This window comes from Sphingobium terrigena (genome assembly GCF_003591655.1).
Taxonomy (GTDB): Bacteria; Pseudomonadota; Alphaproteobacteria; order Sphingomonadales; family Sphingomonadaceae; genus Sphingobium; species Sphingobium terrigena.
Map to the genome: position 1 here is coordinate 16,996 of NZ_QVRA01000024.1, position 24,446 is coordinate 41,441.

Genomic DNA, 24,446 nt, shown 5'->3' on the forward strand with positions numbered 1-24,446 from the left:
GTCCTGCGCGGCAAGGGGGAGAAGGCCAGGTTCGAGTGGCCAGCCTTCTCCCTGCAATATGTCAGAACCTGCCGGTGAACTGAATCTGCACCGTGCGCGGCAGCGCTGCAAAACCGACCACGTCTGCATGGACGCCGCCCGCCGTGCCGGAACCGCTGCCGGTGCTGGGGCCATCGGCCATGCCCGACACATAGAAGCGGTTTGTCAGATTCTTGCCGATGACGGCGACTTCCCAACGATCATCTTCGCTGCCGATCCGAACCCCGGCATCAAGCTGAACATAGGAGCCGATCTGTGAATAGGGATTGCCGAAACCCGATACGATATAGCTGTCGCTATAGCGCGCGTCGGCTGAAAGCCCGAACTTAAGGTTCGACCCGATCGGGGTCTCATACCGCGTCCCCAGCGAGGCTGTCCATTGCGGGGCGTTCGCGGTCGGCTTGCCGCTCAGATCCTGGAACGGCGCCCCCCCCAAAGGATTGTTACCAGCCGAGGGCAAGTTGCATCCTTCGCTGCTCTTCTGGCCCGAAAAGCAGGGCGCAATGAAATTCTTGTATGTCGCCTTGTTGTAATTGACCGAACCCTGGATCGAAAGGCCGTCGATCGCGCGTGGCGCATATTCAAATTCGACCTCGACACCCTTCGATCGCGCCGCGCCCGCATTATAGGTCTGGAAGGCGAATATTTGCGAGTTGAAGAAGTCGACCTGAAGATCGGTAAACTTGAAGCTGTAGAGGCCGACATTGAAACGAAGCTGGTTGTCGAGAAGCGTCGTTTTCGCACCGACTTCGAACCCCTTGGCCTTTTCCGGCTTGAAGGTGAAATCCTCTATCGGATTGGGCGAGAAGGCGCTGTAGATGCCGCTGTTGGAAAAGCCACCCGATTTATAGGCGGTCTTGTAGGCGGCATAGACCATCAGGCCTTGCTGCGGCTTCCAGGTCAGCGTTGCTTCAGGCGACCAGTTGTTGAAGCTCTGGTTCGCGTTGGCAAAGGTATTGGGCGTGAACACGCCGGCATAGGCGGCATTCACATAGGGTTGGACGAAATAGCTGTCCTTGGTCTCATGCGTATAGCGGACGCCAGCCGTTGCTTCGAGCGTGTCCACCAGCTTCCACATCACCTGCCCGAAACCGGCCAGCGTTTCGCCCTCGGTTTCACTATTCTTCTGGAAAGTGACGTAGCGGTTTGCCGGTGCCGCCAGCGAATTTTCGACCGCAAAACCGGTCGCCCCGGCCGTCAGAACCCATTGGTCGAACACGCGCTTGGTCTTTTGATACAGTCCGCCAACCATCAGGTTGACCGGCCCGTCATAGCTGGTGAGGGCGCGCAGTTCGGACGAGACAGCGCGCCACTTCGCATTCTCGGTCGCCCAGGTGCCGCGATTGCTCGACTGGAAATCGCAGGCGCAGGACCAGCTATTCCTGTTTTCCTGATAATTTGTGACGGACGAGATGGTGACATCATCCAGTTCATAGTTGATCGCGCCGGTCACCGCGAAAGAACGATACCGGTTATAGAGCGATCCATCATCCTTCGAGAAGGGCAGGTTCGCCGCAATGTCGACGGGAATCGCATTCTGGTGCGTGACGAAACTCTCCTTGCAGGGAACGGCCGGGTTGAGCGAGCTTGAACCCGTGGCGCAATTAAAGGGGACATAGTTCCAGGACGAATTATTCGTCTCGCTCCGGGTGCCGGACAGTTTGAGCGTCGCGGTCAGCCGCTCGTCCGGCGTCCATTTCAGGGTGACGCGGCCAAGCAGTTCCTTTTCGCCCGGCTGGTCGCGGGGGGCCGGCCGGGCGATGTGCGGCGTCAGCGTACCGGTGGCAATGTCCAGCGTGTTGAGCGTCACCGGGTCAGCGACATTCTTGAAATAGCCGCCCCACATTTTCGACCCGCGCACGGCCACGCGAATGCCGAGCGTGTCGGACAGCGGCCCCGATGCGATCGCTTCGACCTGGGCCTGTTCGGACCGGAATTCATAGGCGGTGCGGACCTTGAACTCCCAGTCCGGCGTCGGGTCGGCGGTCGTGATCGAAACGACGCCTGCGGTCGCGTTCTTGCCGAAGAACAGCGCCTGGGGACCTTTCAATATCTCCAGCCGCGCAAGGTCGAAAAAACCCTCATTGATCACGCGGCCCTGGCCATAATAGACGCCATCGACCACCACGGCGACCGACTGTTCGATGCCGATCGAGGTTGCCGAGGAGCCGATGCCGCGCAGGGTGAGCGTCGCGCCCGACCCGTTGGAGGCCCGCCCGACCGAGAAGTTCGGCGTCGATGCGGCGACCTTCTCCAGGTTGGTGAGGTCCTTCTGCGCAATCTGCTCGGCCGAGAGGGCGGTTACGGCGACGGGCACGTCCTGCACGCTTTCCGACCGTTTGCGCGCGGTGACGACGATGTCCTGAAGCCCGCCCTGGGATTGATCGGCGCTGGGTGCATCGGCTTCATTCGCCGCGACCGGGCTGGCCAGCACGCAAGCGAGCGCCAATGCACTGCCTGCCAGCTTGAGATTTGAGATAATATTGTTCATCTTGTTTCCCCTCCTTGATGTTATTGCGCGACCATGCGCTAAAAGCTGCTGACGGTTTATCCGTCGCTCCAGACCGCAAGGGCGTCCAGTGCCTCGACCCCATCGCTGCGCGCCAGCAATGGATTGACCTCCAGCGTGACAAGATCAGGGCCAAGCGCCAGAGCCGCGTCGCCGATCTTGCAGATTGCGTCCGCCACCGCGGCCAGGTCCGCCGCCGGTGCGCCACGATAGCCGTCGAGGATGCGCCGGGCGCGCAGTTCGTCGAGCATCGCGCGGGCCTCCGCCTGATCAATCGGCAGCAGGCGCAGGCTGGTGTCGGCGAGCAGTTCGATCCACACGCCACCCAGGCCAGCGGCAATCACCGGCCCCCAGGCGGACTGCGCGGTTCCCACGAACAGCTCGATGCCGCCCGGCCGCATCGGTGCCACCAGACATCCATCGATCGCTGCATCCGGGTAAGCCGCGCGCGCGGCAGCCATGATCGCGGCAAAGGCGTCCCGAATGGCAATCTCGCCATCCAGATTCAACCGGACGCCGCCAATATCGCTTTTGTGCTGGATGGCGGACGAAGCGATCTTGAGTACGACTGGCCCCCCAATGGCCCGCCATGCCTCGACCGCCTCGTCCGCTGTCGGGGCGCGCCTGACCAGAATGACTGGCGCGCCCTTAGCTTGAAGATAGGCAAGTGTTTCATATTCTGACGCCGGTCGTGCGGCGCTGATGTGCGGTTGCCTCAAAATGCCGGCATCTCGCTCGCCTTGCCTGATGCGCCGTTCCGACCAGCGCTGCGCGGCGGCAAACGCCCGGACCGCAAGGTCGAGGCCGCCAGTGACAGCCGCAATGCCCAGCTCCGCCATCAGCTTTTGTGAGAAGGCACCCACTGGCCGGATCGCCTGATTGATCATGATGCCTGGCGTTTTCGATGCTGCCAGACCGGCCCCGATACAGGTCAGCGCCGTCCGATCGACAAAATCCCCGCCATCGCGCGGCATGTCATAGACGCAGGCGGTCAGCCCGATCGCCGGATCAGCGGCGAGGATGGTCAATATGCGTTGGAAGAGCGCCGGATCGCGCACCGCAGCGCCCGTCACGTCGAGCGGATTGAAGATCGCGCCATAGTCGGCGATCACCGCCTGCAACGCGGCGCGCGTTTCGTCCGCAAAGGGCGGCAGGGCAAGGCCCGCCGTCTCGGCCGTATCGGCAATGATTTCGCACGCGCCGCCAGAAATGGAGATGATCGCGACGCCGCCCTCGATCGGTCCCGTGTGCACCAGCACCCCCGCCGTCACGACCAGTTCCTCGATCGAGGTGACGCGGATGATATTGTCCTGTGCGCATACCGCGTCGAAGATGCGGTCATCGCCCGTGACCGAACCGGTATGCGCCTGTGCCAGCTGGCTGGCGAGTTCGGTGCGTCCGACCTTGAGGACGATCAGCGGCTTGCCCGCTGCCGCCGCCTTGCGCGCGGCAACGCGGAACGCGGCGGGATCCTTGATCGTCTCGGCAAATACCGCGATGACCCGTGTAGCCTCGTCCCCGGCAAGATAGTCGATCACCCGTGCGGTATCGAGATCGGCCTCATTCCCGGTTGCAATCGCATAGCTGAGGCCAATGCCCTGCTGCTGCGCGAAATTTGCGATGACATTGGTGGTGGCTCCGCTCTGCGAGACGATGGCCAGATGGCCCTTCAGATAATCTTTGCCCACGGGAAAGGGCGAAACCGGAATATGATCGGCATAGTTGATGAAGCCCAGGCTGTTTGGCCCCAGCACCGTCACGCCCTTGTCGCGGGCATAGGCAATAAGCCCGGCCTGCTTCTCTGTCCCGTCCGCTCCCGTTTCCGCATAGCCGGAGGACAGGATCAGCGCATGGCGGATGCCCGCTTCCGTGACATCTTCAAGCGCTTCGCGCACCGCATCGGTCGGGACGAAAATATACGCAATATCCGGCACAGCGGGCAGATCGCGGCAGGATGTCACCGCCGCCCGCCCATGGGCGGGAGTGCCGCGCTTGTTGACCAGCCAGACCTGCCCTTCATAGCCCATCGCACCGAAATTGCCGTGGATGAGCTGCGACCAGGCCGATTTGTCGGTCGCGCCGACCAGCACGATCGAGCGCGGCCGGAAGAATGTGTGGAGATTGCCGCTCACCGGCCGATCCATTGGGGCGCGCGCTTTTCGATGAAGGCACGGGGGCCTTCCTTGAAATCTTCCGACTGCATCAGCAGGTCCAGCGCGCCCTGCATGGCCAGGATCGACTCCGCTTCGATCACATCCTGCGTGGCCCGCGCGATTTTCAGGCTTTCGCGCACCGACAGCGGCGCGTTGGCGGCAATCTTGCGGGCATAGTCCAATGCTGTCCTCAACACATCACCGTCCGGTACGACCGCGTTGACCAGGCCCAGCGCATAGGCCCGCGCGGCATCCACCGGCTCGCCCACAGCGATCATCTCCAGCGCGATGGCGCGCGGAATCTGGCGAGGCAGGCGATAGATGCCGCCCGCGCCAGCGATCAGCCCGCGCTTCACTTCCGGCAGGCCAAGCACCGTATTCTCGCCGACAATGCGCAGGTCGCAGGCCAGCGAGAACTCCAGGCCGCCACCCAATGCACTGCCACGCACCGCCACGATCCATGGCTTGTCACGCCTTGATTCAACGAAGCCGCCAAATCCGCCATCGGGCGTACTGAGATCTGCCGCGCGTCCGGCCGCGACTTCGGCAAGGTCTGCGCCCGCGCAAAAGGTCGGCCCGCCACTCGACGTCAGCACCACAACCCTAACCGACGGGTCCGCCTCGGTTTCCTTGACGATGGCATCCAGTCGCCGCGCGACCGCGCCGTTGACGGCGTGGCGCTTTTCGGGACGGTTGAGCGTCACGACCGCAATATGGTCATCGACGCGTTCCAGCAGGACGGCGTCGGCTTCGTCAGACATACAGGCACTCCGAAGGGTGAAGGCTTGGCCGGACGCGCCGATGCAGCCCCTCCCTCCCCAATCAGGCGAGAAGGCGCATCCAGCAAAGCCGGCCGAAATCATGTGTCAGGGTCGGGACAAGCCGCAGCGTGGCGGCAAATCAGTGCAGGGCTGCTTCCATATATACTCTCCCAATTCCATTTAGCCGTTGCTGTCCGCCATGCGGACCGGCCTTTCTTATCATGCGATGCTAGGACGGCCGGGCCATTCCTGTCTAATATGGATCGAAAGCTTCTTGATACGTAATCGCTATCAAGCCGCCACGCGCAGGGACTGCGCCGCGAAATTCCACAATGCCGTCACGGCGGGCCGCCGGTCGCCGGTGCGGCGAACGAGGTTCAGATTGAACGACAGTGAAGGCTCGTCGAGCGCAAGGACGGAGAAATTGTCGGGCATGTGCGGAACATCGCGTTGCCATTCGCCGATCAGCACGGGTACGCCCGTGCGCTGGCCAAATTGCAGCATGGCCGTCAGGCTCGATTCCGGCAGATAGGTCAGTGATATGCCTGCGGTTTCCAGAATCGGTGCCACGGAATCGTGAAAGGCCGGATTGACGTTGCGACGAAAGATAGCGACTTTTTCCCCCGCAAATGCAGAGAGGGTCAGGGGTTGGGGCGCCCTTCCGGCACGCTCGACCGGAACAAGCAGCCCCAGCCCGTAGCGCCCCAGCACGAGCGCCTCGCTATGTGGATCGACATGCGGACCAACCGTGAAGGCCATGTCGATTTCGCCTTCGCCCAGACGCTTGAGCAATTCCAGCGTCCAGGCATTATGGATCTCTATCTCATAGCGCGGATGACGGGCCAGAAACCCGTCGATAATCGCAGTGCGTGTCGGCATGTCCGCCGAAAAGTCGGGCGCGCCAAGATTGAGATAGACCGCCGCCTGATCGCGGATACGCCGGGCAGTTGCGGCCGCGCGTTCTGCCGCCACCAGATAGTCCTGCGCGACTGGCAGGAAGGACTCAGCCTCTGGCGAAACGATGACGGCGCGGTTGCGGTTACGATCGAACAACTGAAAACCCAGTTGCTCCTCCAACCGGCGGATCTGGACGGAGAGCCATGGCTGGGCAATCCGCAGCCGTTCGGCCGCGCGCGTGAAGGAGCGTTCATTGGCAACCGCCACGAAACACCGAACCAGCCGGATGTCGAGATCGTTCATCGACTCCCTCCCCTTGTTGACCGCGCGCCGTCGGCGCATTTTATGCCAGAGACTTTAGCGCCTCCAGACGATCCTGTCCTGCACTCTCACCGCCTGGCCGGATGACCCGACCGGCTGCTGGTCCTCCGCCATCAGGAAGGACAGCATCGCGCCATCGTCATGCGGGACATGCGCCAGGAACCTTGCGCCGTCGGGTGCGCGGGCAACCAGCGTGGCATGGCGCGGTTCGCCGTTGCGGTCGAAAGGAATGGTGAAGGTTTCGATGACGCCTTCTCCCTCATAATCCTCCAGCAGGTCTGGCACCGCACCCCGTCGCCGGTCAGCCTCCGCCTGGACATTATAATCCTGCGGGAAAGTGCCCGCTGGCACCGGGCGTCGTGTGAATAGCAGCGAATGGCTGTGCGTGGCATAGCCGCCATTGGCAACGATCAGGCCATGTTCGCCCTCGCTCCGCAGCTTGCGTACCATTTGCGCGGCAGCGTGCATCATGCAGTTGCCGATAGGCCCGCCCCCGAACGTGAGGCCGCCATAGACGCTGGCCGGCCGGTCGAGCGGCCATTCCAGCACCCGGCGCGCCATTTTGGGGATGCAGGGAAAGCAGGAATAGAGTTCGACATGGTCGATATCGCCGGGCGTGAGCGCATTGCGTTCCAGCGCAGCCGTCACGGTGGTTTCCAGACTCGCCGAACGGGCAAAGCTGTCACGCCGCAGGAAGTCCTCATCCTCATGCGCGGCAGCGCCCGCACCCACATAGACGATCCGTTCTTCGGGAACGCCCAGAGCCCGCGCCATGGCAAGGCTGGCGACGATCACCGCCGCGCCCATATTGACCGATGCATTGGCGACCATCAGCTTGGTGTAGGGGAAGCTGACCATACGGTTGTTCGCATTGACGTCCGCAATATCGTCAGGCGACACCGCCCCGCGCATCCAGGCGTGGGGATTGGCGGCAGCGACGCTCGAAAAGGTCGACCATATCTGCGCCGTTTCGCGCTGCCCCTCGGCCAGGCTCTGCCCCCAGGCGGCGCGTGTGGCATTTTCATAGAGCGGATAGACATCGATCGGCGTCAGCAGGCCATATTTGCGCGCCAGAGGGCCGGCGAGTGCCGCCGCGACGTCCGCGACCGAGCTTTTGGGCGGCGTCCGGCCGGCCGCCATATCGGCCTGCGCCCGCTTGGCGGCGGTCCGCAGCGCTTCCGCCCCGACCACGGCGGCCAGCTGGATCTCGCCTCGGCCGATCAGGTTGGCGGCATCGTTGATCAGTTGTAGCGGGCCATCGCCGCTGGCCTCGAACGTCTTGACGGCGCGAAGGGGCGGGCGCGGCAGCCGGGCGGCCAGATCGTCCTGCGGGGCAGGATTGGGAAAGGATATCTGGTCCTCCACGCCCAGCCAGTCGAGCCGGTCCAGAACCGGCACGCCCAGTTCCGTTTCAGCTTCCCGCAGCGCCGCCAGCATCAATGCGATCGAATCCAGCCCTTCGACGTCGATTTCCGGCCGATCGCAAATCTCGCCCACTGCGATCAGCACCGGTATCCGGTGCGCCTCATCCTGTACCACTCATCTCTCCCCGCTGATTCCACTGCCCATCAAGCGCGGACGATCGGAAGGTCGGCTGCTCTGGTCTGGACAGTCTGGCTGATCTGCAAATTACGGCATGACGAGGGGTACGGCTCCTAGCGTTTTGGAGAGGAGCGACAAGGCGCGGCCCGTTGAAGCCCGCAAGGTCAGGTGCAAGTCTGCGAGCCTATCGACAGATCCGTTGGAACGATATTCTGCCGATCATTCTCGCCGGAGATACAGCGTTCCATCGCCCGATGGCAGCGAAACAGCGCGATAGCCATGCGCGATAGCCCATGCGATCAGCGACGCATCGAGACCCTGCGGACTGGCGGGGGACGGCGCGCTTTCCTGCCCGGTTACGATCGCTGCCGGGGGATGGCGGGTCAGGCCGTTCGCGACGCTTGCGCCGTTCAGCACATGGAAGGCGGTCTGCTGCGCCGGGGTGAGCAGGTCGCGGGTGCGGAACAGGAAGGGTCCGGCGGCAAAACGCGGATCGAGCGGAATGCCGCTGTCCACCACCCGTTCCGGGGCCAGGCTGACGATCGGGCCTGTGATGCCCGCGGCGCGCACGCTTTGCCCGATCGCATGGGCATCATGGGTCGCCGACAGGATGGGGCTGTGGACGCGCGCGATGTTCGGGGCGATGCGGATGGCGGTTTCGGCCATGCCTGCTGCCATGCACAACATCAGGGCCGCGATGGCGGCGGGGCGCGACCAGCGGGGATCGTCCAGCATCAGGCCGAAGCGGAGAAACAGCGCAGGCAGGAGCGGGACCAAATATTGCACATAGATCGGCCGTGGCAGCCATGCCGCGATCAAGCCGACGAGGATCACGCTGTCGAGCAGAGCTGTCGTCATGGAGGATTTTGCGGATCGACGCTGGATGGCCACACCAATCGCGACAAGCGCGAGCAGCGCCGATCCCTGCGCCAGAAAACGCAGCAGGCGTAGTGCGCTGAGCGGGGTTTCCACCATATAGGTGCGCTGGTTCAGCATCTGCCATTCCAGCGGCGCCTTCAGGCTATAGTCGATGATGCCGAACCAGGCCGCATCCGGTGCGATCGCCCACAGGATCAGGGTCGGCAATCCACCCGCGATCCCGCCCGCCGCCAGTGCGAGGACGCTCATCGGGCCGAGCCGTCGAATATTGACCAGCGCGAACAGGCCGATCGCGGCGGCGGGCAGGCCATAGCTGATCTTGGCCGAAGCCGCCGCGCCCAGTAGAAGCCCGGCCAGCATGAAGAATAGCGGGCGGCGAGCCTTTCCAAGCGCGTCGTTGAGCAGCGCGAGACCGGCCATGTGCAGGAATAGAGGCAGGGCATCGTTCCGCGCAACTGTCGCGGCGAACAGGAAAGCATGGCTGGTGACGAGCGCCATGGCCGCAATCCCGGCGCTGCGCCGCGACCCTCCCACCCGACATACGGTCTGGTATAACAGCGCCGCCGCCCCCGCCGCGCACAGGGCATTGACGGCGCGCAGGGCGAGGAACAGCCAGCCCTCGCACAGCCAGGCCAGCGGCGTGAAAAGCAGGGGTTGCAACGGCGTCTGGAGATAGGCGAAATCGCGATAGGGCAGGCCCGATCGCATCAATGCTACCGCGGCGACATATTGCCCTTCGTCATGGTCGATCGGCCGGAGCGCCGCAATGCCCAGCAGCACGGCAAGCAACAGCAGGAAAATGCACAGTGGGGAAGCGCGGACAGCCTTGGTCATCACAGGGCTGGTTGCTTACCAGCCCATGTCGGCGCTGAACATGACGGCGCGGGTCTGATCGACGGCATGGAGGCTACCCATGGCCGTCGGGCCGGAGAGGCCGATGCTGACAAGGCGGCTGGGATTGATGAAGCGGGCGGCAAGGCGCAATCGCTGGCGACCCTGTTGCACGGGCGTATATTCGATGCTGCCTTCGGCGCGCAGGGGCGATTGCTGGGTGCCAAGAGCAGCCAGGGCCGCGCGACCGCTGCGCGATCCCTGCGCCGCGACACGCCACGCCCCGCTGGTCCATGCGGCGGCAAGGGCCATTTCCCGTTCCTGCACGAATCGCCCGGTCATGGCGTCTACCGCCGCCTGCTGATAGCGGACGGACCAGTCGAGATGCGGCGTCAGCTGGTGCCGGGCCATCATCTTCACGCCTAACAGGCGGGCGGACCCGATATTGGTGGGCAGATAGGCGCGGTTGGCAAAGGACAGGCCGTTGCGGATGTCGGCGCGATAGAGGCTGGTCGTCACCATCATGTCCCCGCCCGACCATTGGCCGCCAATCGACGCGATCCGGCTTTTTTCGGGGCGCAGGGAGCGGCGCAAAGCCTCGAAATCGGGGCGCGAAAGGCCAAGCGGGCCGGTAAAGCCGGTATCGCCATAGGCGCGCATGGATTCGTTATAGTCCATCGACAGCGTGATTGCGGGGGTCGGTCGGTAGTGGACGACGGCGTGGGGCAGGAACCAGTCGCGCGCCCGCAGCCGATCGTCACCACTGCCGATTGTCACATTGGCATTGCGGTTGCTGACTTTCAGTCCGGCAAAGCCCAGCGTCGTCGCGACCTGATCGGAAAGGGCGAAATGATCCTCGACCGACAACATCCGCGTGCGGCTGCGCGGGCGGTGGTCGTAGCCTGATGCGTCCATAGAGGCCGAAATATCCGCCTGCGCCCCGATGAACCGGCGGCTCTGGCGCTGGAGGCGCAGGGCCACGACATGGTCTGGCTCATCACCGGGCAGAGGGCGGATCGCGCCGATCCAGCCATAATCCGGGCTGGTCCTGCGCGCCTCCACCAGCGGAGATCGCCGGATCGCAGGCTTCAGCGTGAAGCTGATGCTTTGGTCGACGAATATATCCTGTGCCGATGCGGTGCCGCCCTGGAGCGCCAGCGCGACCAAGCCGAGCATATACAGGCCGCGCATCAGCGATACTCGCTTTTCGGCGCGGGGCTGGCATCGGCCAGCGCCAGTTGTGGGCGCTGGCGGTCATAGGCGATGACATAGCCGAAATGATCGGAGAGCGGCTGACCGTCAGGCTCCGACCCGAACGGCACCTGCGCGCCCTTCACGACGAGCGAGGTCCCCTGCCCGGCGCGCGCGAAGATCCAGTCCTTGCGACGCTGGGTCGCGTGGATCAAGTCATCGCGCGCCTGCGGAACCGGAATCGCAGCCTGTTGCAGGGCGATCTGCGCGCCGCTCTGCGCTGCTGCGACGAACGACAGGCCATGGTGGGAAAAGCTGTCGAAGAAAATGCGCGTGCGATCGCTATTGCCGCCGATATTCATGTCGCCGCCGATCATCAATGTGCGGTCGCGCGGGACGGCGCTGGCAATGAAGCGGGCGGTCAGATCGACCTGCCGCGCATAGGCCGCCAGCGATCGCGCCACGGAGACGCCCGACGCCTTGCGCGCGTTGAGGTGGATATTGACGATGGCGACGGGCTTCTCTTCGCCAGGCACCTGTATGTCGGCGATCACCACGCCTTTGTTGGCGAGGCAATCGAACCCGGCGCAGGCGAAATCGGGGAAGGCGAGGCGCTGGACGCGCAGAATGGGATAATCGGACAGAATGATGAGGCCGCTGTCGGTCTGTTTTCCCATCGCCTCGCCACGATCCCACCGGGCGTCGGTTAGAAAGGCCTGATCCGCCGTTGCAGGCGCGATCGGCGAGCGCATCAGCCGATCCGGTCCGAAGGTCATGTGCCGATAGCCGGACGTGCGCGCAATCTCTGCCGCCTGCGGCGTGAAGGCTTCCTGCAACAACAGGATATGGGGTTGCTGCCCCCGTTGCCGCAGGGCGCGCAAACGCGCGCCGATCCGCGCCAGCGCCGCATCCCGATCAAAAGCGATCGGCCAGGGCAAACCCTTGATATTATAGGTCATCATGGAGAGCGTCGTATTGCCGCCGTCCGGCAATAGCTGCGCCATATCGAGACGATATGGCAGGCTGCTGCTGGTCGATCCGGTCGCGACGAAACTGACCAGCCCTGCAAACAGCATGGCTCGCATAGTCTTGTACATGATGATGCCCCCCAATGGCTGGCCTGGTCATAGCCCGCCAATGAGTCGTGCGCGTTTCTTCCGCACTGCAATATGATGAAAGTTCCATGGCGGCAGCGTCACTGATCCGACCAGTAACTGTCATGCAGCGAGCGGAAGGCTCCGTCTGGTCCCTTCATAGAGGGTGAAGAGATCGGCGAAATGGGCGTCCATCGTGCGCGTATCGGCGGCGGCGGCGCGGGCGTTGGCGAGATGATCGGCTGGCCCCCGCGTCAGGAACAGGCGAATGGCGTCCGCCAGGCTGGATGCGTCCGCCGCGCGGTAATGATGGCCAGCGCCCGGCACCAGATGATCCGCCGCCGCTCCGCCATCGGGCAGGAACATCGGAATGCCGCTGGCCCGCGCCTCTGCCGCGATCATGCAGAAGGTTTCGGATTCGCTGCCATGGACCAGCGCATCGGCGCTGGCGAGCAGGGCGGCGAAGGCTTGGCGGTCGGTGACGGGCGCCATCAGCCGGACATGCGGATTGTCTGCTGCGGCGCGTTGCACGCTGGGGCGCGCGCGACCATCGCCCGCAATGACGAGGCCGACCGGACGGTCGAAGCCGCAGGCGGTTACGGCCTCGACGATCATCGGCCAGCGCTTTTCCGGGGCGTGACGGCCCGCGCCGAACAGCAGCAGCGCATCCTCATCCAGATCGCACCATTGCAGCAGCCGTCGCCGCAGATCGGGGTCGCGGTGCCGGGGCGAGAATATGCCGGGCTGCACCCCCATGCGATTGGTGACGACATGCCGCAAGCCACCATTGGCCAGCCGCGCCGCCAGTTCGTCACTGGCGCACACGATATGATCGAAGCGCGCGTCCAGACGGCGCAAGTGTCGCCAGAACCAGTCGAACCCGCGATCGATCTGCTCGCGACTGGCGAGGCTGCGAAACCAGCGATAGGCGTAATTGCCCAGCGGATCGGCGTGCATGATCAGGCTGCGTGGCACATCGCCGCGCCAATTGGCGACCATCGATGCGCTGCCCCACGGGGTCGATGCCTCCACCAGATCGGGACGCAGGGCGTCCAGCCGGGCGTGCAAAGCCGCTTCGTCATGGAAATAATGATAGCGCCCGTCGAGCGGGAAGCGGCGACCCGGCACATATTCGATGCGGCCATGATCGCCGAAATATTCGACATGCGCCTGCGCCGCGGGGGCAAGGATGATGACTTCATGCCCGCGCGCAGGCCCGGCCAGCATCTTGTGCCGGACATAGGTTTTGACGCCCCCGCCCTGCGGCGCATAAAACGCGCATATATCGACGATCCGCATAGCCTAAAGCGCCTTGACCGGGCCGAAGGACAATAATCCCCGGCGATAATTCATGATGATTCGCCCGCGCGTAGGACCGTTGCCGACGACCAGCGTGGCCGACGCGGCCTTGGGCTTGCCCATGCCCAGTTTCGGGTTGCCGCCAAAACCGACGCCATCGACGGAAAGCCCGAATTTCCGGTTGCCGTCGCGATCATGCAGCACGCTGACGGCATAACGGCCCGGCCCCGGCACACGGACGCAGATTTGCGCAGTATAGCCGTTTTGCGTGGAGCCTTGCCCGACTGGCACCTCGACCCGGCGGAAAATCTTGCCCTGAGAAATCAGGATATTATCGTCCTGGAGAAAGTCCTGATCGTTGGCGGGATAGACTTCCGCCTTCAGTCGGCCTTCGCGATCCTTTAGGCCGACGATGTCGAGCAGCAGCGACGGGCCGTTTTCGCCGGGGCGACAGCGCGCCTCCGCCTTCCCCAGATCGGGGGTTGAGGGGATGGTCGGCATCGCTGCAGCGGCGATGATGCCGGTTGCCCAGAGCGCCAGGATTTTCATGCCTGCCTCCGCTGTTTGACAAGGCCGCTCAGGCCCAGGATCAGCCCGACCAGCAGATGCGCGGCGAGCAGCAGGCTGGCGATCACCGCCAAAACCTGCGCAATTTCCAGCTCACGCCCGACCAGGAATACGGCCACGCCTGCGAACAGCACATCCTTGTTCGGCACCATCGGCAGGCGGGACAGGACCAGCCGCAGCGTCGACAGCATGAACCACCAGCTCAACGCGACATCGGGCAGCAGCAGGTGCCACAATGTCGCATAGAGCAGCACATTGGCGATGATCCGCGCCAGATGCACCCCCGCCACCATCCGCCGTTCCGGCCAGGGCAGGCTGAACACCTTGCGACTGAACAGGATGGGACCAAAGGAGGTCACCACAAGGATGGTGAGCGATATCCCCAGCGCCCGCCCGTCCATCGCCAGCCGCAGCGATGACAGGAGGGGCAGCGTGAAGAGCAGCATCGCCAGCGTGACGATATTGCCCATAACGCCGGACAATATCGCTGAATCCTTGACCGCGCCAAAGGGCGATCCGGCCATCGTCACGTGCCGTCGCGCCCAGGCGTAGAAATAGACGTCGCCGACATAGCCAAGCAGCAATTCGTTACTGATCCGCTTGCGGAACAGGGCCGACAGGCCACCGGCGGGGATCGACCATAGCCGGTTGAAGATGAGCCAGTCGCATAGCGGCGTCAGGCTGTATGTCACGGCGAACACCAGCCAGAAAAACGGGGTGCGCGGCAGCATCGCGACAAGCTTGTGAAAATCGAACGAGCCGATCTGAACGAATACGACCGCCAATATCGCAAAGGAGATAAGCGGGCCGAACCATGCCGTCCAGTTGCGGCCGGACCGGACCAGCGGGGTCGGGTCCAGCATCGCGCCTGTGCCCGGCGCGTTGATCAGCGGGGCAAGGGCATCGGCATGGCTCATGATAGCTGCGCCTCCAGAGGGGATTGCGAACGGGGCATGGCAATGGTGGCGCGCCGTCGGTGCGGGGGCGTTGCCAGCATGTGACGGAAGAGCGCGCGATAGGCGGGGACGGCGCGTTCGATGGTGAACCCCGCCGCCTTTTCACGGGCGCGCGGGCGGTCCTGCCTGTCCCGGTGCGCAGTGCGGATGGCATCGGCGAACGCGGCTTCATCGACGCCATCGATCAGCGTGCCGAGCGCGCCATCGTCCAAAAGCGGCGACATGCTCGCGCAGCAGCGGGTGGCGATGACCGGAAGGCCGCACGCCAGCGCCTCGACCACGACGCCCGGCTGCCCTTCATAGCGGGACGAGAGCAGCAGCACATCATGGTGCAGCAACTGGCGACGAATATCCGTGCTGAACCCGGCGAAGCGGACCTTCGCCGCGACACCGAGCCGTTCGGCAAGGCGTTCCAGCCGGAGACGTGCGCGGCCTTCCCCGAAGATGGTCAGCCTGTCGTCCGGTCCGCTGCTCGCTGCAAAGGCGCGCAGCATCAGCGGATAATTTTTCTGCCGTTCCAGCCGACCGACAGCCACGAAATGCCTGCCCGGTTGCGGCAATGACGATGACGGCGGTGCTGCAACGGCATCCAGATCGGCAAGCGCCAGCACCGGATTGGGCACGACATGCACGCGCGAGCGATCGACGCCCATCCGTGCCGCCGCTTCCCGCGCCATAGGATCGGACAGGGCAGCGAAATGGTCGATCGCCCTGCCCTGCAAGCGCAGCCAAAGGCGATAGAAGGGCCGCATGATCCCCGGCATGTCGGATCGCATCAGATCATTGCTGACCTTGGCAAGGATGAGTGGACAACGCCGACCAAGCCACAATTTCAGCAGCACGGCGACGATCGCATAGACATTGCCAGCACAAAACAAAATGTCGGGCCGGCGCGCATCAATGGCGCGCAATGTCGCGATCAAGAGGCGGAGGCTCGCCAGACGGTGACCGATCAGCGGCCAGGATGGCAGATATTGGCTGGCGCTACCGGGCGGCAGGTCATGCTGCATCGGCCCTGCCGGATTGCCGAGAATCAGGCGCACGTCCATCCCGGCCCGCCGCCAGCCCGCGATCAGCCGCAGCGCAATGCGTTCGACTCCGCCCGGTCCGGGGGCATGAAGAAAGACCAGGACGTGCGGCGGCGAAACGGCTTCACAATCGCTATCGACGATAGCTGTATCGGTCGGCGATAGCGGCTGACGGAAGCACTGCATGACCCGCCCATGTCGGACATTCATAACAGGCTGATGCACTATTCGTGACGGAACGATGAAGTCTGGACGAATGGGATGTCATGATTGCACCCATCATGAACCCGTCACAAATGTCGGGATATAGGTCGGTCATGTTTGCGCCCCTCCTCCTGCCAGTGCTGCTTGCCGTTCAGGGCATGGCAGCGTCGCCGCCCCCTGCGACCAGCGCGCCGGTCACGTTGCGTATAGCGGCAGAGGAAGCGCGGCAGGGCGTCGCGTCCGATGGCGTCCATATCTATGCCATCGACAATGACCGGATCGGCAAATACCGGATCAGCGATGGCGTCCGCATCGCGCAGTGGAAGGGCGACCGGAGGCTTTTTCCGCACATGAACAGCTGCACGGTGGTAGGCCGCGAACTGATATGCGCCGCGTCCAACTATCCCGCCGTGCCGCAGACCAGCGCTGTTGAAATCTTCGATACGAAAACCTTGCGCCATGTCCGCAGCATCAGCCTGGGCATGGGGCCGGGATCGCTGACCGCTCTTGATCGGCATGACGGGACATGGTGGGCGATGTTCGCCAATTATGACGGCAAAGGCAGGGAAGCCGACCGCGACCATCGCTATACGACGCTGGTGCAGCTCGACGATGATTTCCGGCAGTTGCGCGGTTGGCTGTTTCCCGCGGAGGTGCTCGCGCGCTTCGCCCCTTTCAGCTGTTCGGGCATGAGCTGGGGCGCGGACGGGCAACTTTATGTCACTGGCCACGACAGGCCGGAGCTATATGTCATGCGCCTGCCAAGCGCCGGATCGACGCTGGAATTGCTGGCCACCATTCCCATCGCGACAGAGGGCCAGGCAATCGACTGGGACCCCAGGACGCCCCATCGCCTCTGGTCGATCATGCGCGGCCAGTCGATCATCGCGGCGAGCGAAATCCGCTGGGATGGCGGCAAGCAGGACTAAGCGCCTGTCGAATGGCGGTGGAATCGCCGCCGGAACGATCTGGTGTCACGATAAAGCGTGCGCCATCCACAGGCGCGCTGTTCCCAAGGTTTAGGGCTTCACCCGCTCGAATCAGGGAAAACGTAAGAAAGTCTGGCTGGGGCGGCAGGATTCGAACCTGCGCATGGCGGCATCAAAAGCCGCTGCCTTACCGCTTGGCGACGCCCCAGCAGGGCCGACTTTCGTCGGCGCGGTCAGGCATATAGCGTGTGATTGGCGAAAGGAAAGCCCGGTGGATTGATTTTGACATTTGCATCCCCCTGGCGGCTGGAATGGGCCTGCAAATGTCAAAATCGTAAAATCCACTAGGATCAAAAGGGTGCCAGTGGTCCGAAAAGATTCTGACATTTGAACAGGCCTTATCCCATAAGGCAGCAAATGTCAGAATCGGACCACTAGTCATGATCCTTTTGGGACGGCAATAAGATACTTTCCTCCCGCGCTGGATCATCACAGCCATGACAGTTACCAGTTCGTCGCCTTCCTCCGCCCAAATGTCGCCCGCCTCCCCGCTGTTCCTGCGCGAGGATGAGATACGGCGCGGGATCGAGATGCTCTATTTCGGCTATTCCGCGCTGACCCGGTCGATCGACGAGGGGCTGGCCGCAATCGGGCTGGGCCGGGCGCATCACCGCGCGCTCTATTTCATTTCGCGCCAGCCTGACCTGACGATCAAGGATCTGCTGCGGTTGCTGGCGATCACCAAGCAATCGCTGGGGCGGGTGCTCAATGACCTGATCGAGCGCGGCTATATCGAAACGCGGCCCGGCCCCAACGACCGTCGCCAGAAATTGCTGCGGCTGAGCGCGGCGGGCGCGGCGCTGGAGGCGGAGCTGTTCCGCGCCCTGCGCGAGAAGATGGCAGCGGCCTATGCGCAGGCCGGGCAAGGGTCCGTCACCGGCTTCTGGCGGGTGCTGGAAGGGCTGATCCCCGATCAGGACCGGTCGATGGTGTTCGGGCTGCGCGGCGGATAGGCACGACCACGCAACCTTATCGCGGCTGCTGCGCTTATGTCCCTCCACGCAATGGGAATAGGAGCCATCATGCGCACATCAATTCTGGCCGCACTTGCGGTCCTGTCGGTCGCCAGCCTCTCGGCCTGCTCGGAAAAGACCGAGGATAGCGTCGAAAATGCCGGCGCTTCGATCGGCAATGACATCAGCCAGTCGGTCGACCGCGCGGGCGACACAATCGACAATGGTCTGGACAAGGCCGGACGCGCGATCGACGAGGGCGCGGACAAGATCGGCGCGGCGACGAGCGAGGCAACCAGCGACGCAGAACGCAAGGCGGATGCCGCGAAGCGCGATGTCGGCGCGTCGCTGGAAGAAGCGGGCAAGGACCTGAAGAACGAATGATCCGTCCGGGTGCGCGGCCCGATGCCGCGCACCCCCGGCTTGACCACGCCCTGCGCGGTCCATAGCGGTCGGCGCATGACCCAAGCCGCCGCCGTCCTCGACCATCCCCCTGCCCCCAGCCGCTGGCTGATCGGCCGTCCCGAACTCGCGCTGATCGGCGTGACGATGCTATGGGGCGGGACGTTCCTGATCGTCCATGGCGCGATGACGCAGTCGGGTCCGCTCTATTTTGTCGGGCTGCGTTTCGGCACGGCAGCGTTGCTCACGCTGCCATTAGCAATCCCGGTGCTGCGCGGGCTGACGTTGCGCGAACTATGGGCGGGGCTGGTGATCGGGCTGGGGATTTTCGTCGGCTACACGCTCCAGACCTGGGGGCTTCAGACGATTTCGAGCAGCGCGTCGGCCTTCATCACCGCGGCCTATGTGCCGCTGGTGCCGGTGCTGCAATGGATCATCCTGCAGCGGCGGCCCCGACTGGCGAGCTGGATCGGGGTGGCGCTGGCGTTTATCGGCCTGTTGCTGGTCGCAGCGCCGGAGGGCGGCATGGCGCTGGGCCGGGGCGAGATATTGACGCTGATCAGCACAGTGGCGATCGCGCTGGAGATCATCTTCATCAGCCTGTGGGCAGGCAGCGTCAACGTGCTGCGGGTGACGGTGGTGCAACTGGCGGTGACGTCCCTGCTTGCCTTTGCCTGCATGGTTCCCGCTGGTGAGGCGATCCCGCCCTTCTCCTGGGCAGTCGTGATCGCCGCCTGTGGCCTTGGCGCGATGACCGCTATCATCCAGCTGGTGATGAATTGGGCGCAACGCACCGTGTCGCCGACGCGGGCGACGTTAATCTATGCAGGCGAGCCGGTTTGGGCTGGCATCATCGGCAGACTAGCTGGCGACCGGCTGCCGCCGATGGCGCTGCTGGGCGGGGTGCTGATCGTTGCGGCGGTGATCATCAGCGAATTGCGGCTGGGCAAACAGGCGGGCGGCTCTACCCCCGGCTGAACACCGGGACGCGTTTTTCGAAAAAGGCGGTGAAGGCTTCCTGCGCTTCGGGCGAGGCGAGAGATTCGCGGAACAGCCGCGCTTCCTCCTCGATCCGGGCGGTGAGTGCTGCCGGGTCGCCCTTCATCAGGCGGCGGGTGGCAGCGAGTGCCTGGGGCGGCTTGGCCATCAGCGCGGCAGCCTTGCTGCGGGCATGGGCGAGCAGCGTGTCAGCCGGGACGATGGCGGTTACAAAGCCAGCACGGTCGGCCCCTTCCGCGTCCATCGGTTCACCCAGCATCAGCATCGCCGCCGCCTTGGCATGGCCCATCACGGCTGGCGCAAGCAGACTGGACCCGGCTTCAGGCACGATCCCCAGATTGACGAACGGCATGATGAAGCGCGCGTCGGGCGCGGCATAGACTAGATCGCAATGGAACAGCATCGTCGTACCGACGCCCACAGCCAGCCCCCGTACCGCAGCGACCAGCGGCTTGTCGAAGGCGGCGATGGCGCGGATGAAGGCGAAGGCGGCAGCGCCCCCTTCCGGTCCAGCCATAAAATCCTTAAGGTCATTGCCCGCGCAAAAGGCGTCGCCGCGCCCCGCAAACAGCACCACGCCAATGTCAGCGCGGGCGGAGGCGTCGGCCAGCGCAGCGGTCATGGCGCGATACATGGGGGCAGTCAGCGCATTTTTCTTGTCGGGCCGGTCGATATGGATTTCCAGCACGCCGCCTTGCTCGATCACCGCAATAGACTCGCTCACCATCCGCTCCTTACTGGCTTATGCGAATCTGTTGGCTCAACGATGGGGCGGCGTCTATCCCCCTTTTTTTGCCCTTCCCTGCCCAGGTGATCTGATGACCCGCCTTCGCGAACTGATCGATCCCTTCCTGCTGCTGCTGATCGCCACGGTTGCGCTAGCGTCATTGCTGCCAGCGCGGGGGGACGGGGCGCGGATCGCCGATGCCGTGGCGGATGCGGGCATTGTGCTGCTGTTTTTTCTGCACGGCGCAAAATTGTCGCGCGCGGCGATATGGGATGGGGCGAAGGCGTGGCGGCTGCATCTGGCGGTGCTGGCGACGACATTTGCCGTCTTTCCGCTGCTGGGGCTGGCCAGCCAGCATATCGGCGCAGTGCCGGACGGGATGCGGGCGGGGCTGCTGTTCCTGACTGTGCTGCCATCGACGGTGCAATCCTCCATCGCCTTTACCGCGATTGCGCGGGGGAATGTCGCTGCCGCCGTGGTCAGCGCCTCCTTCTCCAACCTGCTCGGCATCATCCTGACGCCGCTGTTGGTCGCACTGCTGATGCAGCGGACGGGCAGCGGCAGCCTGGTCTCGCTGGCGTCGATTGAGGGGATCATACTGCAATTGCTGCTGCCCTTCCTGATCGGCCATCTGGCGCGGCCATGGATTGGCGGGTTCGTGGCGCGGCACAAGGCGATGATCGGGCGGGTCGATCGCGGGTCGATATTGCTGGTGGTCTATGCCGCCTTCAGCGCGGCAGTGGTCGAGGGGCTGTGGCAGACGGTGTCGGCGGGGGAGATGGCGCTGCTTGCCGGGCTTTGCGTTGCTCTGCTGACGGTGGTGCTGGGCTTCACCTGGGGGCTGGGGCGGATGATGGGGCTGTCGCGAGCGGAGCGGATCGTGCTGGTCTTTTGCGGGTCGAAGAAGAGCCTGGCGACCGGGGTGCCGATGGCGGGGTTGCTATTCCCGGCCAGCGCGGTGGGCGCGATCCTGTTGCCGGTGATGCTGTTTCACCAGATCCAGCTGATGGCCTGCGCCGTGCTGGCGCGACGTTATGGGGCGCAGGCCGAAGCCGACACTGAGCCGAACATATAGCTGGCATTTTCAGCGATTTTATTATACGTTCGTAAAATTGATCGACAGCGTCGGGGGATGCGCGGAGATGGTGGAGCAGGCGGGAAGCGGGGCAGACCCGGATGCGGGCTGGAGCCTGCCGGCCTGGACCTATAGCGACCCGGAATTTTTTGCCGCCGAAGTCGCGCGTATCTTCCGGCCGAGCTGGCAGATCGTCTGCCATGCCAGCGACATTCCCAACCCCGGCGATTTTCACACGCTCGACTATATCGGCGAGAGCGTCATCGTCATCCGCGGCGAGGATGGGGCGGTGCGGGCCTTCACCAATGTCTGCCGCCATCGCGGCGCGCGGATCATAGATGGCGCGTCGGGCTGCGCGAAGAAGCTGGTGTGCCCCTATCATGGCTGGACCTATGCAAGCGACGGGCGTTTGACGGGCGTGCCGATGAAGGCGGGCTATGCGATGGACATGGCCGACCATGGGCTGACGCCGGTGCAGGTCGAGGATTTTCACGGCTTCCTGTTCGTCCGGCTGGCCGATGATGGCGGCCCGTCGGTGGCGCAGATGATGGCACCCTATGTCGCGGAGATCGCGCCCTATCGCTTTGCCGACCTGCGCGCGCTGGGGCGGGTGACGTTGCGGCCGCGGGACGTGAACTGGAAGAATATCGGCGATAATTATTCCGACGGGCTGCACATCAGCGTCGCGCACCCCGGCCTTAAACGGCTGATGGGCGATGGCTATGGCGTGGAGGCCAGTGCGCATGTCGACAAGATGTGGGGACCGATCGTCGAGCGACCATCGGCCAACTGGTCCGAGCGCGCCTATCAACGCTTCCTGCCGGATGTGCCGCACCTGCCGCCGGAGCGGCAGCGGCTATGGACCTATTTCAAGCTGTGGCCGAACTTCGCCTTCGACATTTATCCCGATCAGGTCGATTTCATGGCCTGGCTGCCGCTATCGCCGACACAGACGCTGATCCGCGAGATCAGCTATGCGGTGTCGGACGAGCGGCGAGAGATGAAAGCGGCACGCTACCTGAACTGGCGGATCAACCGGCAGGTCAATGCCGAGGATACGGCGCTGGTCGCGCGGGTGCAGGCGGGGATGGCGTCGAACAGTTTTACCGTCGGGCCGCTGCATCAGGATGAAGTGGCGCTGCGCCATTTTTGCGGACGGATGCGGGGGGTGATCCCGCAGGCCCGGCAGCATCGCGCGCCGGATATGGGGTGGAGCCTTTCTCATCCCCTCCCCTTCAGGGGAAGGGACCGAGGGGTGGGGGCGTGCCCCATTGATACCACCTCTCAGGCGGCACGCCCCCACCCCAACCCTTCGGCGGCGGCGCGTGACACCGCCGAACCTGAAGGGGAGGGGCTTTCCAAAGGAAGCCCGCCATGACTCAACGCTACGATGCCGTCATCATCGGCGGGGGGCATAATGGCTTGGTCTGCGCCTTCTATCTGGCGCGGGCGGGGTATAAGGTGCGCATCCTGGAGCGCCGCCATGTCGTGGGCGGGGCGGCGGTGACGGAGGAATTTCACCCCGGTTTCCGCAATTCGACCGCCAGTTACACCGTCAGCCTGCTCAATCCCAAGGTCATCGCCGACATGAAGCTGGCCGACCATGGCTATCGCGTCATCGAGCGGCCGATCAGCAATTTCCTGCCCCAGCCCGATGGCGGTTATCTGAAACTGGGCGGCGGGCTGGAGCGGACGCAGGCGGAGTTCGCCCGGTTCAGCGCGAAGGACGCAGCTGCCCTGCCCGCTTATTATGACGCGCTGGAGGTGGTGGCGGACGTGCTGCGCGACATGGTGCTGAAAAGCCCGCCCAATGTCGGCGACGGGCTGACGATGATCGTCGATGCGCTTAAGCAATGGCGGCGGATCGCGGGGCTGTCGATCGAGCAGCAGCGCGACGCGCTCGACCTGTTCACCAAATCGGCGCGCACTTTCCTGGACAGCTGGTTCGAGAGCGACGCGGTGAAGGCGGCTTTCGGCTTTGACGCGGTGGTGGGTAATTATGCCAGCCCCGACACGCCGGGCAGCGCCTATGTGCTGCTGCACCATGTCTTTGGCGAGGTGAACGGCAAGAAGGGCGCATGGGGCCATTGTGTCGGCGGCATGGGCATGATCACCCAGATCATGGCGCGGGTCGTGACCGCCATGGGGGTGGAGATCAGCCTGGAAGCGCCGGTCGACCGCGTGCTGGTGGATGGCGCGCGGGCCGTGGGCGTGCGGCTGGAGAGCGGCGAAGAGGTGATGGGCAAGGCGGTGATCGCCAATGTCGGGCCGAAATTGCTCTATGAGCAGATGATGGACCCGGCTGACCTGCCCGCCGATTTTATCAAGCGGATCAAGGCGTTCAAGGCGGGTTCGGGGACGTTCCGCATGAATGTGGCGCTGAGCGCTTTGCCCGATTTTACCTGTTTGCCCGGTGTCGGTGAGCATCACCAGTCGGGCATCATATTGGCACCGACGCTGGATTATATGGACCGGGCCTATATGGACGCGAAACGCGACGGCTGGTCGAAAGCGCCAATCGTGGAGATGCTGATCCCGTCCACCATCGATACGTCACTGGCACCGGAGGGGTGCCATGTGGCGAGCCTCTTCTGCCAGCAATTTGCGCCGGAACTGCCCGATGGGCGGAGTTGGGACGAGGAGCGGGAGGCGGCGGCGGACTACATCATCGCGACGGTGGAAGCCGCCGCGCCGGGCTTTGCAGGCAGCGTGATCGCGCGGCAGATCCACTCGCCGCTCGACCTGGAGCGCAAATTCGGGCTGGTCGGCGGCGACATCATGCACGGCCATCTGTCGCTGGACCAGATGTGGGCCGCGCGCCCGGTGCTGGGCCATGGCGCGTATCGCGGGCCGGTGAAGGGGCTGTATATGTGCGGCGCTGGCACGCATCCGGGCGGCGGCGTGACCGGCGCGCCGGGGCATAATGCCGCGCGGGAGGTGTTGCGGGACGGGGCGGTGTTTGGACGACTTTGGGGGCGGGGGTAGGCTGGCCTTGTACCAGAAGAAAGGACAAGGCTTCGACAGGCGCAG

The 24,446-nt window shown here is 64.1% G+C and carries 20 protein-coding genes and 1 tRNA gene; 7 read left to right on the plus strand and 14 right to left on the minus strand.

What is annotated here, in order from left to right:
- Positions 1-61: 61 nt before the first annotated feature.
- The 12 genes from D0Z70_RS19295 to D0Z70_RS19350 form a co-directional block, all read right to left on the minus strand.
- A complete protein-coding gene (locus D0Z70_RS19295) occupies positions 62-2,530 on the minus strand; it encodes a TonB-dependent receptor (protein ID WP_119749278.1) in 2,469 nt (822 codons plus the stop codon).
- Between the two features lie 56 nt (positions 2,531-2,586).
- A complete protein-coding gene (locus tag D0Z70_RS19300) occupies positions 2,587-4,680 on the minus strand; it encodes an acetate--CoA ligase family protein (protein WP_182914037.1) in 2,094 nt (697 codons plus the stop codon).
- A complete protein-coding gene (locus D0Z70_RS19305; RefSeq protein WP_119749282.1) occupies positions 4,677-5,462 on the minus strand; it encodes an enoyl-CoA hydratase-related protein in 786 nt (261 codons plus the stop codon). The genes D0Z70_RS19300 and D0Z70_RS19305 overlap by 4 nt, the downstream gene beginning before the upstream one ends.
- Positions 5,463-5,753: 291 nt before the next feature.
- Complete coding sequence (locus tag D0Z70_RS19310) at positions 5,754-6,662, minus strand: LysR family transcriptional regulator (RefSeq protein ID WP_182914038.1); 909 nt, start codon at positions 6,660-6,662, stop codon at positions 5,754-5,756.
- A gap of 54 nt (positions 6,663-6,716) precedes the next feature.
- Entirely contained in the window at positions 6,717-8,219 is a 1,503-nt protein-coding gene (locus tag D0Z70_RS19315) for an acetyl-CoA acetyltransferase (RefSeq protein WP_119749286.1), read from the minus strand.
- A 222-nt stretch (positions 8,220-8,441) separates the two neighbouring features.
- On the minus strand, positions 8,442-9,935 hold the full coding sequence (locus D0Z70_RS19320) for a phospholipid carrier-dependent glycosyltransferase (protein ID WP_119749288.1): 1,494 nt from the start codon (positions 9,933-9,935) through the stop codon (positions 8,442-8,444).
- Positions 9,936-9,950: 15 nt separating this feature from the next.
- A complete protein-coding gene (locus D0Z70_RS19325; RefSeq protein ID WP_119749290.1) occupies positions 9,951-11,123 on the minus strand; it encodes a TonB-dependent receptor domain-containing protein in 1,173 nt (390 codons plus the stop codon).
- Positions 11,123-12,220 carry an endonuclease/exonuclease/phosphatase family protein gene (locus D0Z70_RS19330; protein ID WP_239019030.1) on the minus strand — a complete coding sequence of 366 codons (1,098 nt, stop codon included), beginning with the start codon at positions 12,218-12,220 and terminating at the stop codon, positions 11,123-11,125. The genes D0Z70_RS19325 and D0Z70_RS19330 overlap by 1 nt, the downstream gene beginning before the upstream one ends.
- A 120-nt stretch (positions 12,221-12,340) precedes the next feature.
- Positions 12,341-13,516 (minus strand): glycosyltransferase, encoded by a 1,176-nt coding sequence (locus D0Z70_RS19335; RefSeq protein ID WP_119749294.1) that lies wholly within the window; start codon positions 13,514-13,516, stop codon positions 12,341-12,343.
- Between the two features lie 3 nt (positions 13,517-13,519).
- Complete coding sequence (locus D0Z70_RS19340) at positions 13,520-14,065, minus strand: DUF2141 domain-containing protein (protein WP_119749296.1); 546 nt, start codon at positions 14,063-14,065, stop codon at positions 13,520-13,522.
- Positions 14,062-15,000 carry a hypothetical protein gene (locus tag D0Z70_RS19345; protein WP_119749298.1) on the minus strand — a complete coding sequence of 313 codons (939 nt, stop codon included), beginning with the start codon at positions 14,998-15,000 and terminating at the stop codon, positions 14,062-14,064. Before D0Z70_RS19345 ends, D0Z70_RS19340 begins: the two co-directional genes overlap by 4 nt.
- On the minus strand, positions 14,997-16,253 hold the full coding sequence (locus tag D0Z70_RS19350; protein ID WP_239019031.1) for a glycosyltransferase: 1,257 nt from the start codon (positions 16,251-16,253) through the stop codon (positions 14,997-14,999). Before D0Z70_RS19350 ends, D0Z70_RS19345 begins: the two co-directional genes overlap by 4 nt.
- 131 nt (positions 16,254-16,384) lie before the next feature.
- Here D0Z70_RS19350 and D0Z70_RS19355 point away from each other — a divergent pair, with 131 nt between their 5' ends.
- Entirely contained in the window at positions 16,385-17,200 is an 816-nt protein-coding gene (locus tag D0Z70_RS19355) for a YncE family protein (RefSeq protein WP_119749352.1), read from the plus strand.
- A gap of 133 nt (positions 17,201-17,333) precedes the next feature.
- On the opposite strand, the gene D0Z70_RS19360 is transcribed toward D0Z70_RS19355, so the two are convergent.
- Positions 17,334-17,408, minus strand: a tRNA-Gln gene (locus D0Z70_RS19360).
- A gap of 325 nt (positions 17,409-17,733) precedes the next feature.
- Here D0Z70_RS19360 and D0Z70_RS19365 point away from each other — a divergent pair.
- From D0Z70_RS19365 to D0Z70_RS19375, 3 genes are all read left to right on the plus strand, one after another.
- Positions 17,734-18,213, plus strand: a complete 480-nt coding sequence (locus D0Z70_RS19365) for a MarR family winged helix-turn-helix transcriptional regulator (RefSeq protein ID WP_119749302.1) — start codon at positions 17,734-17,736, stop codon at positions 18,211-18,213.
- A 69-nt stretch (positions 18,214-18,282) separates the two neighbouring features.
- Positions 18,283-18,597, plus strand: coding sequence for a hypothetical protein (locus tag D0Z70_RS19370; RefSeq protein WP_119749304.1), 315 nt, complete (start codon positions 18,283-18,285; stop codon positions 18,595-18,597).
- Positions 18,598-18,672: 75 nt separating this feature from the next.
- Complete coding sequence (locus D0Z70_RS19375) at positions 18,673-19,593, plus strand: DMT family transporter (RefSeq protein WP_119749356.1); 921 nt, start codon at positions 18,673-18,675, stop codon at positions 19,591-19,593.
- Here D0Z70_RS19375 and D0Z70_RS19380 read toward each other — a convergent pair.
- A complete protein-coding gene (locus D0Z70_RS19380) occupies positions 19,580-20,338 on the minus strand; it encodes an enoyl-CoA hydratase-related protein (protein ID WP_119749354.1) in 759 nt (252 codons plus the stop codon). The two genes, D0Z70_RS19375 and D0Z70_RS19380, sit on opposite strands and share 14 nt — an antisense overlap.
- Positions 20,339-20,432: 94 nt before the next feature.
- Here D0Z70_RS19380 and D0Z70_RS19385 point away from each other — a divergent pair, with 94 nt between their 5' ends.
- The 3 genes from D0Z70_RS19385 (at position 20,433) to D0Z70_RS19395 (ending at position 24,401) form a co-directional block, all read left to right on the plus strand.
- On the plus strand, positions 20,433-21,416 hold the full coding sequence (locus tag D0Z70_RS19385) for a bile acid:sodium symporter family protein (protein ID WP_119749307.1): 984 nt from the start codon (positions 20,433-20,435) through the stop codon (positions 21,414-21,416).
- Positions 21,417-21,483: 67 nt separating this feature from the next.
- Positions 21,484-22,794 carry an aromatic ring-hydroxylating oxygenase subunit alpha gene (locus D0Z70_RS19390; RefSeq protein WP_239019034.1) on the plus strand — a complete coding sequence of 437 codons (1,311 nt, stop codon included), beginning with the start codon at positions 21,484-21,486 and terminating at the stop codon, positions 22,792-22,794.
- Positions 22,791-24,401 carry a phytoene desaturase family protein gene (locus tag D0Z70_RS19395; RefSeq protein WP_119749309.1) on the plus strand — a complete coding sequence of 537 codons (1,611 nt, stop codon included), beginning with the start codon at positions 22,791-22,793 and terminating at the stop codon, positions 24,399-24,401. The genes D0Z70_RS19390 and D0Z70_RS19395 overlap by 4 nt, the downstream gene beginning before the upstream one ends.
- The last annotated feature ends 45 nt before the right edge of the window (positions 24,402-24,446 follow it).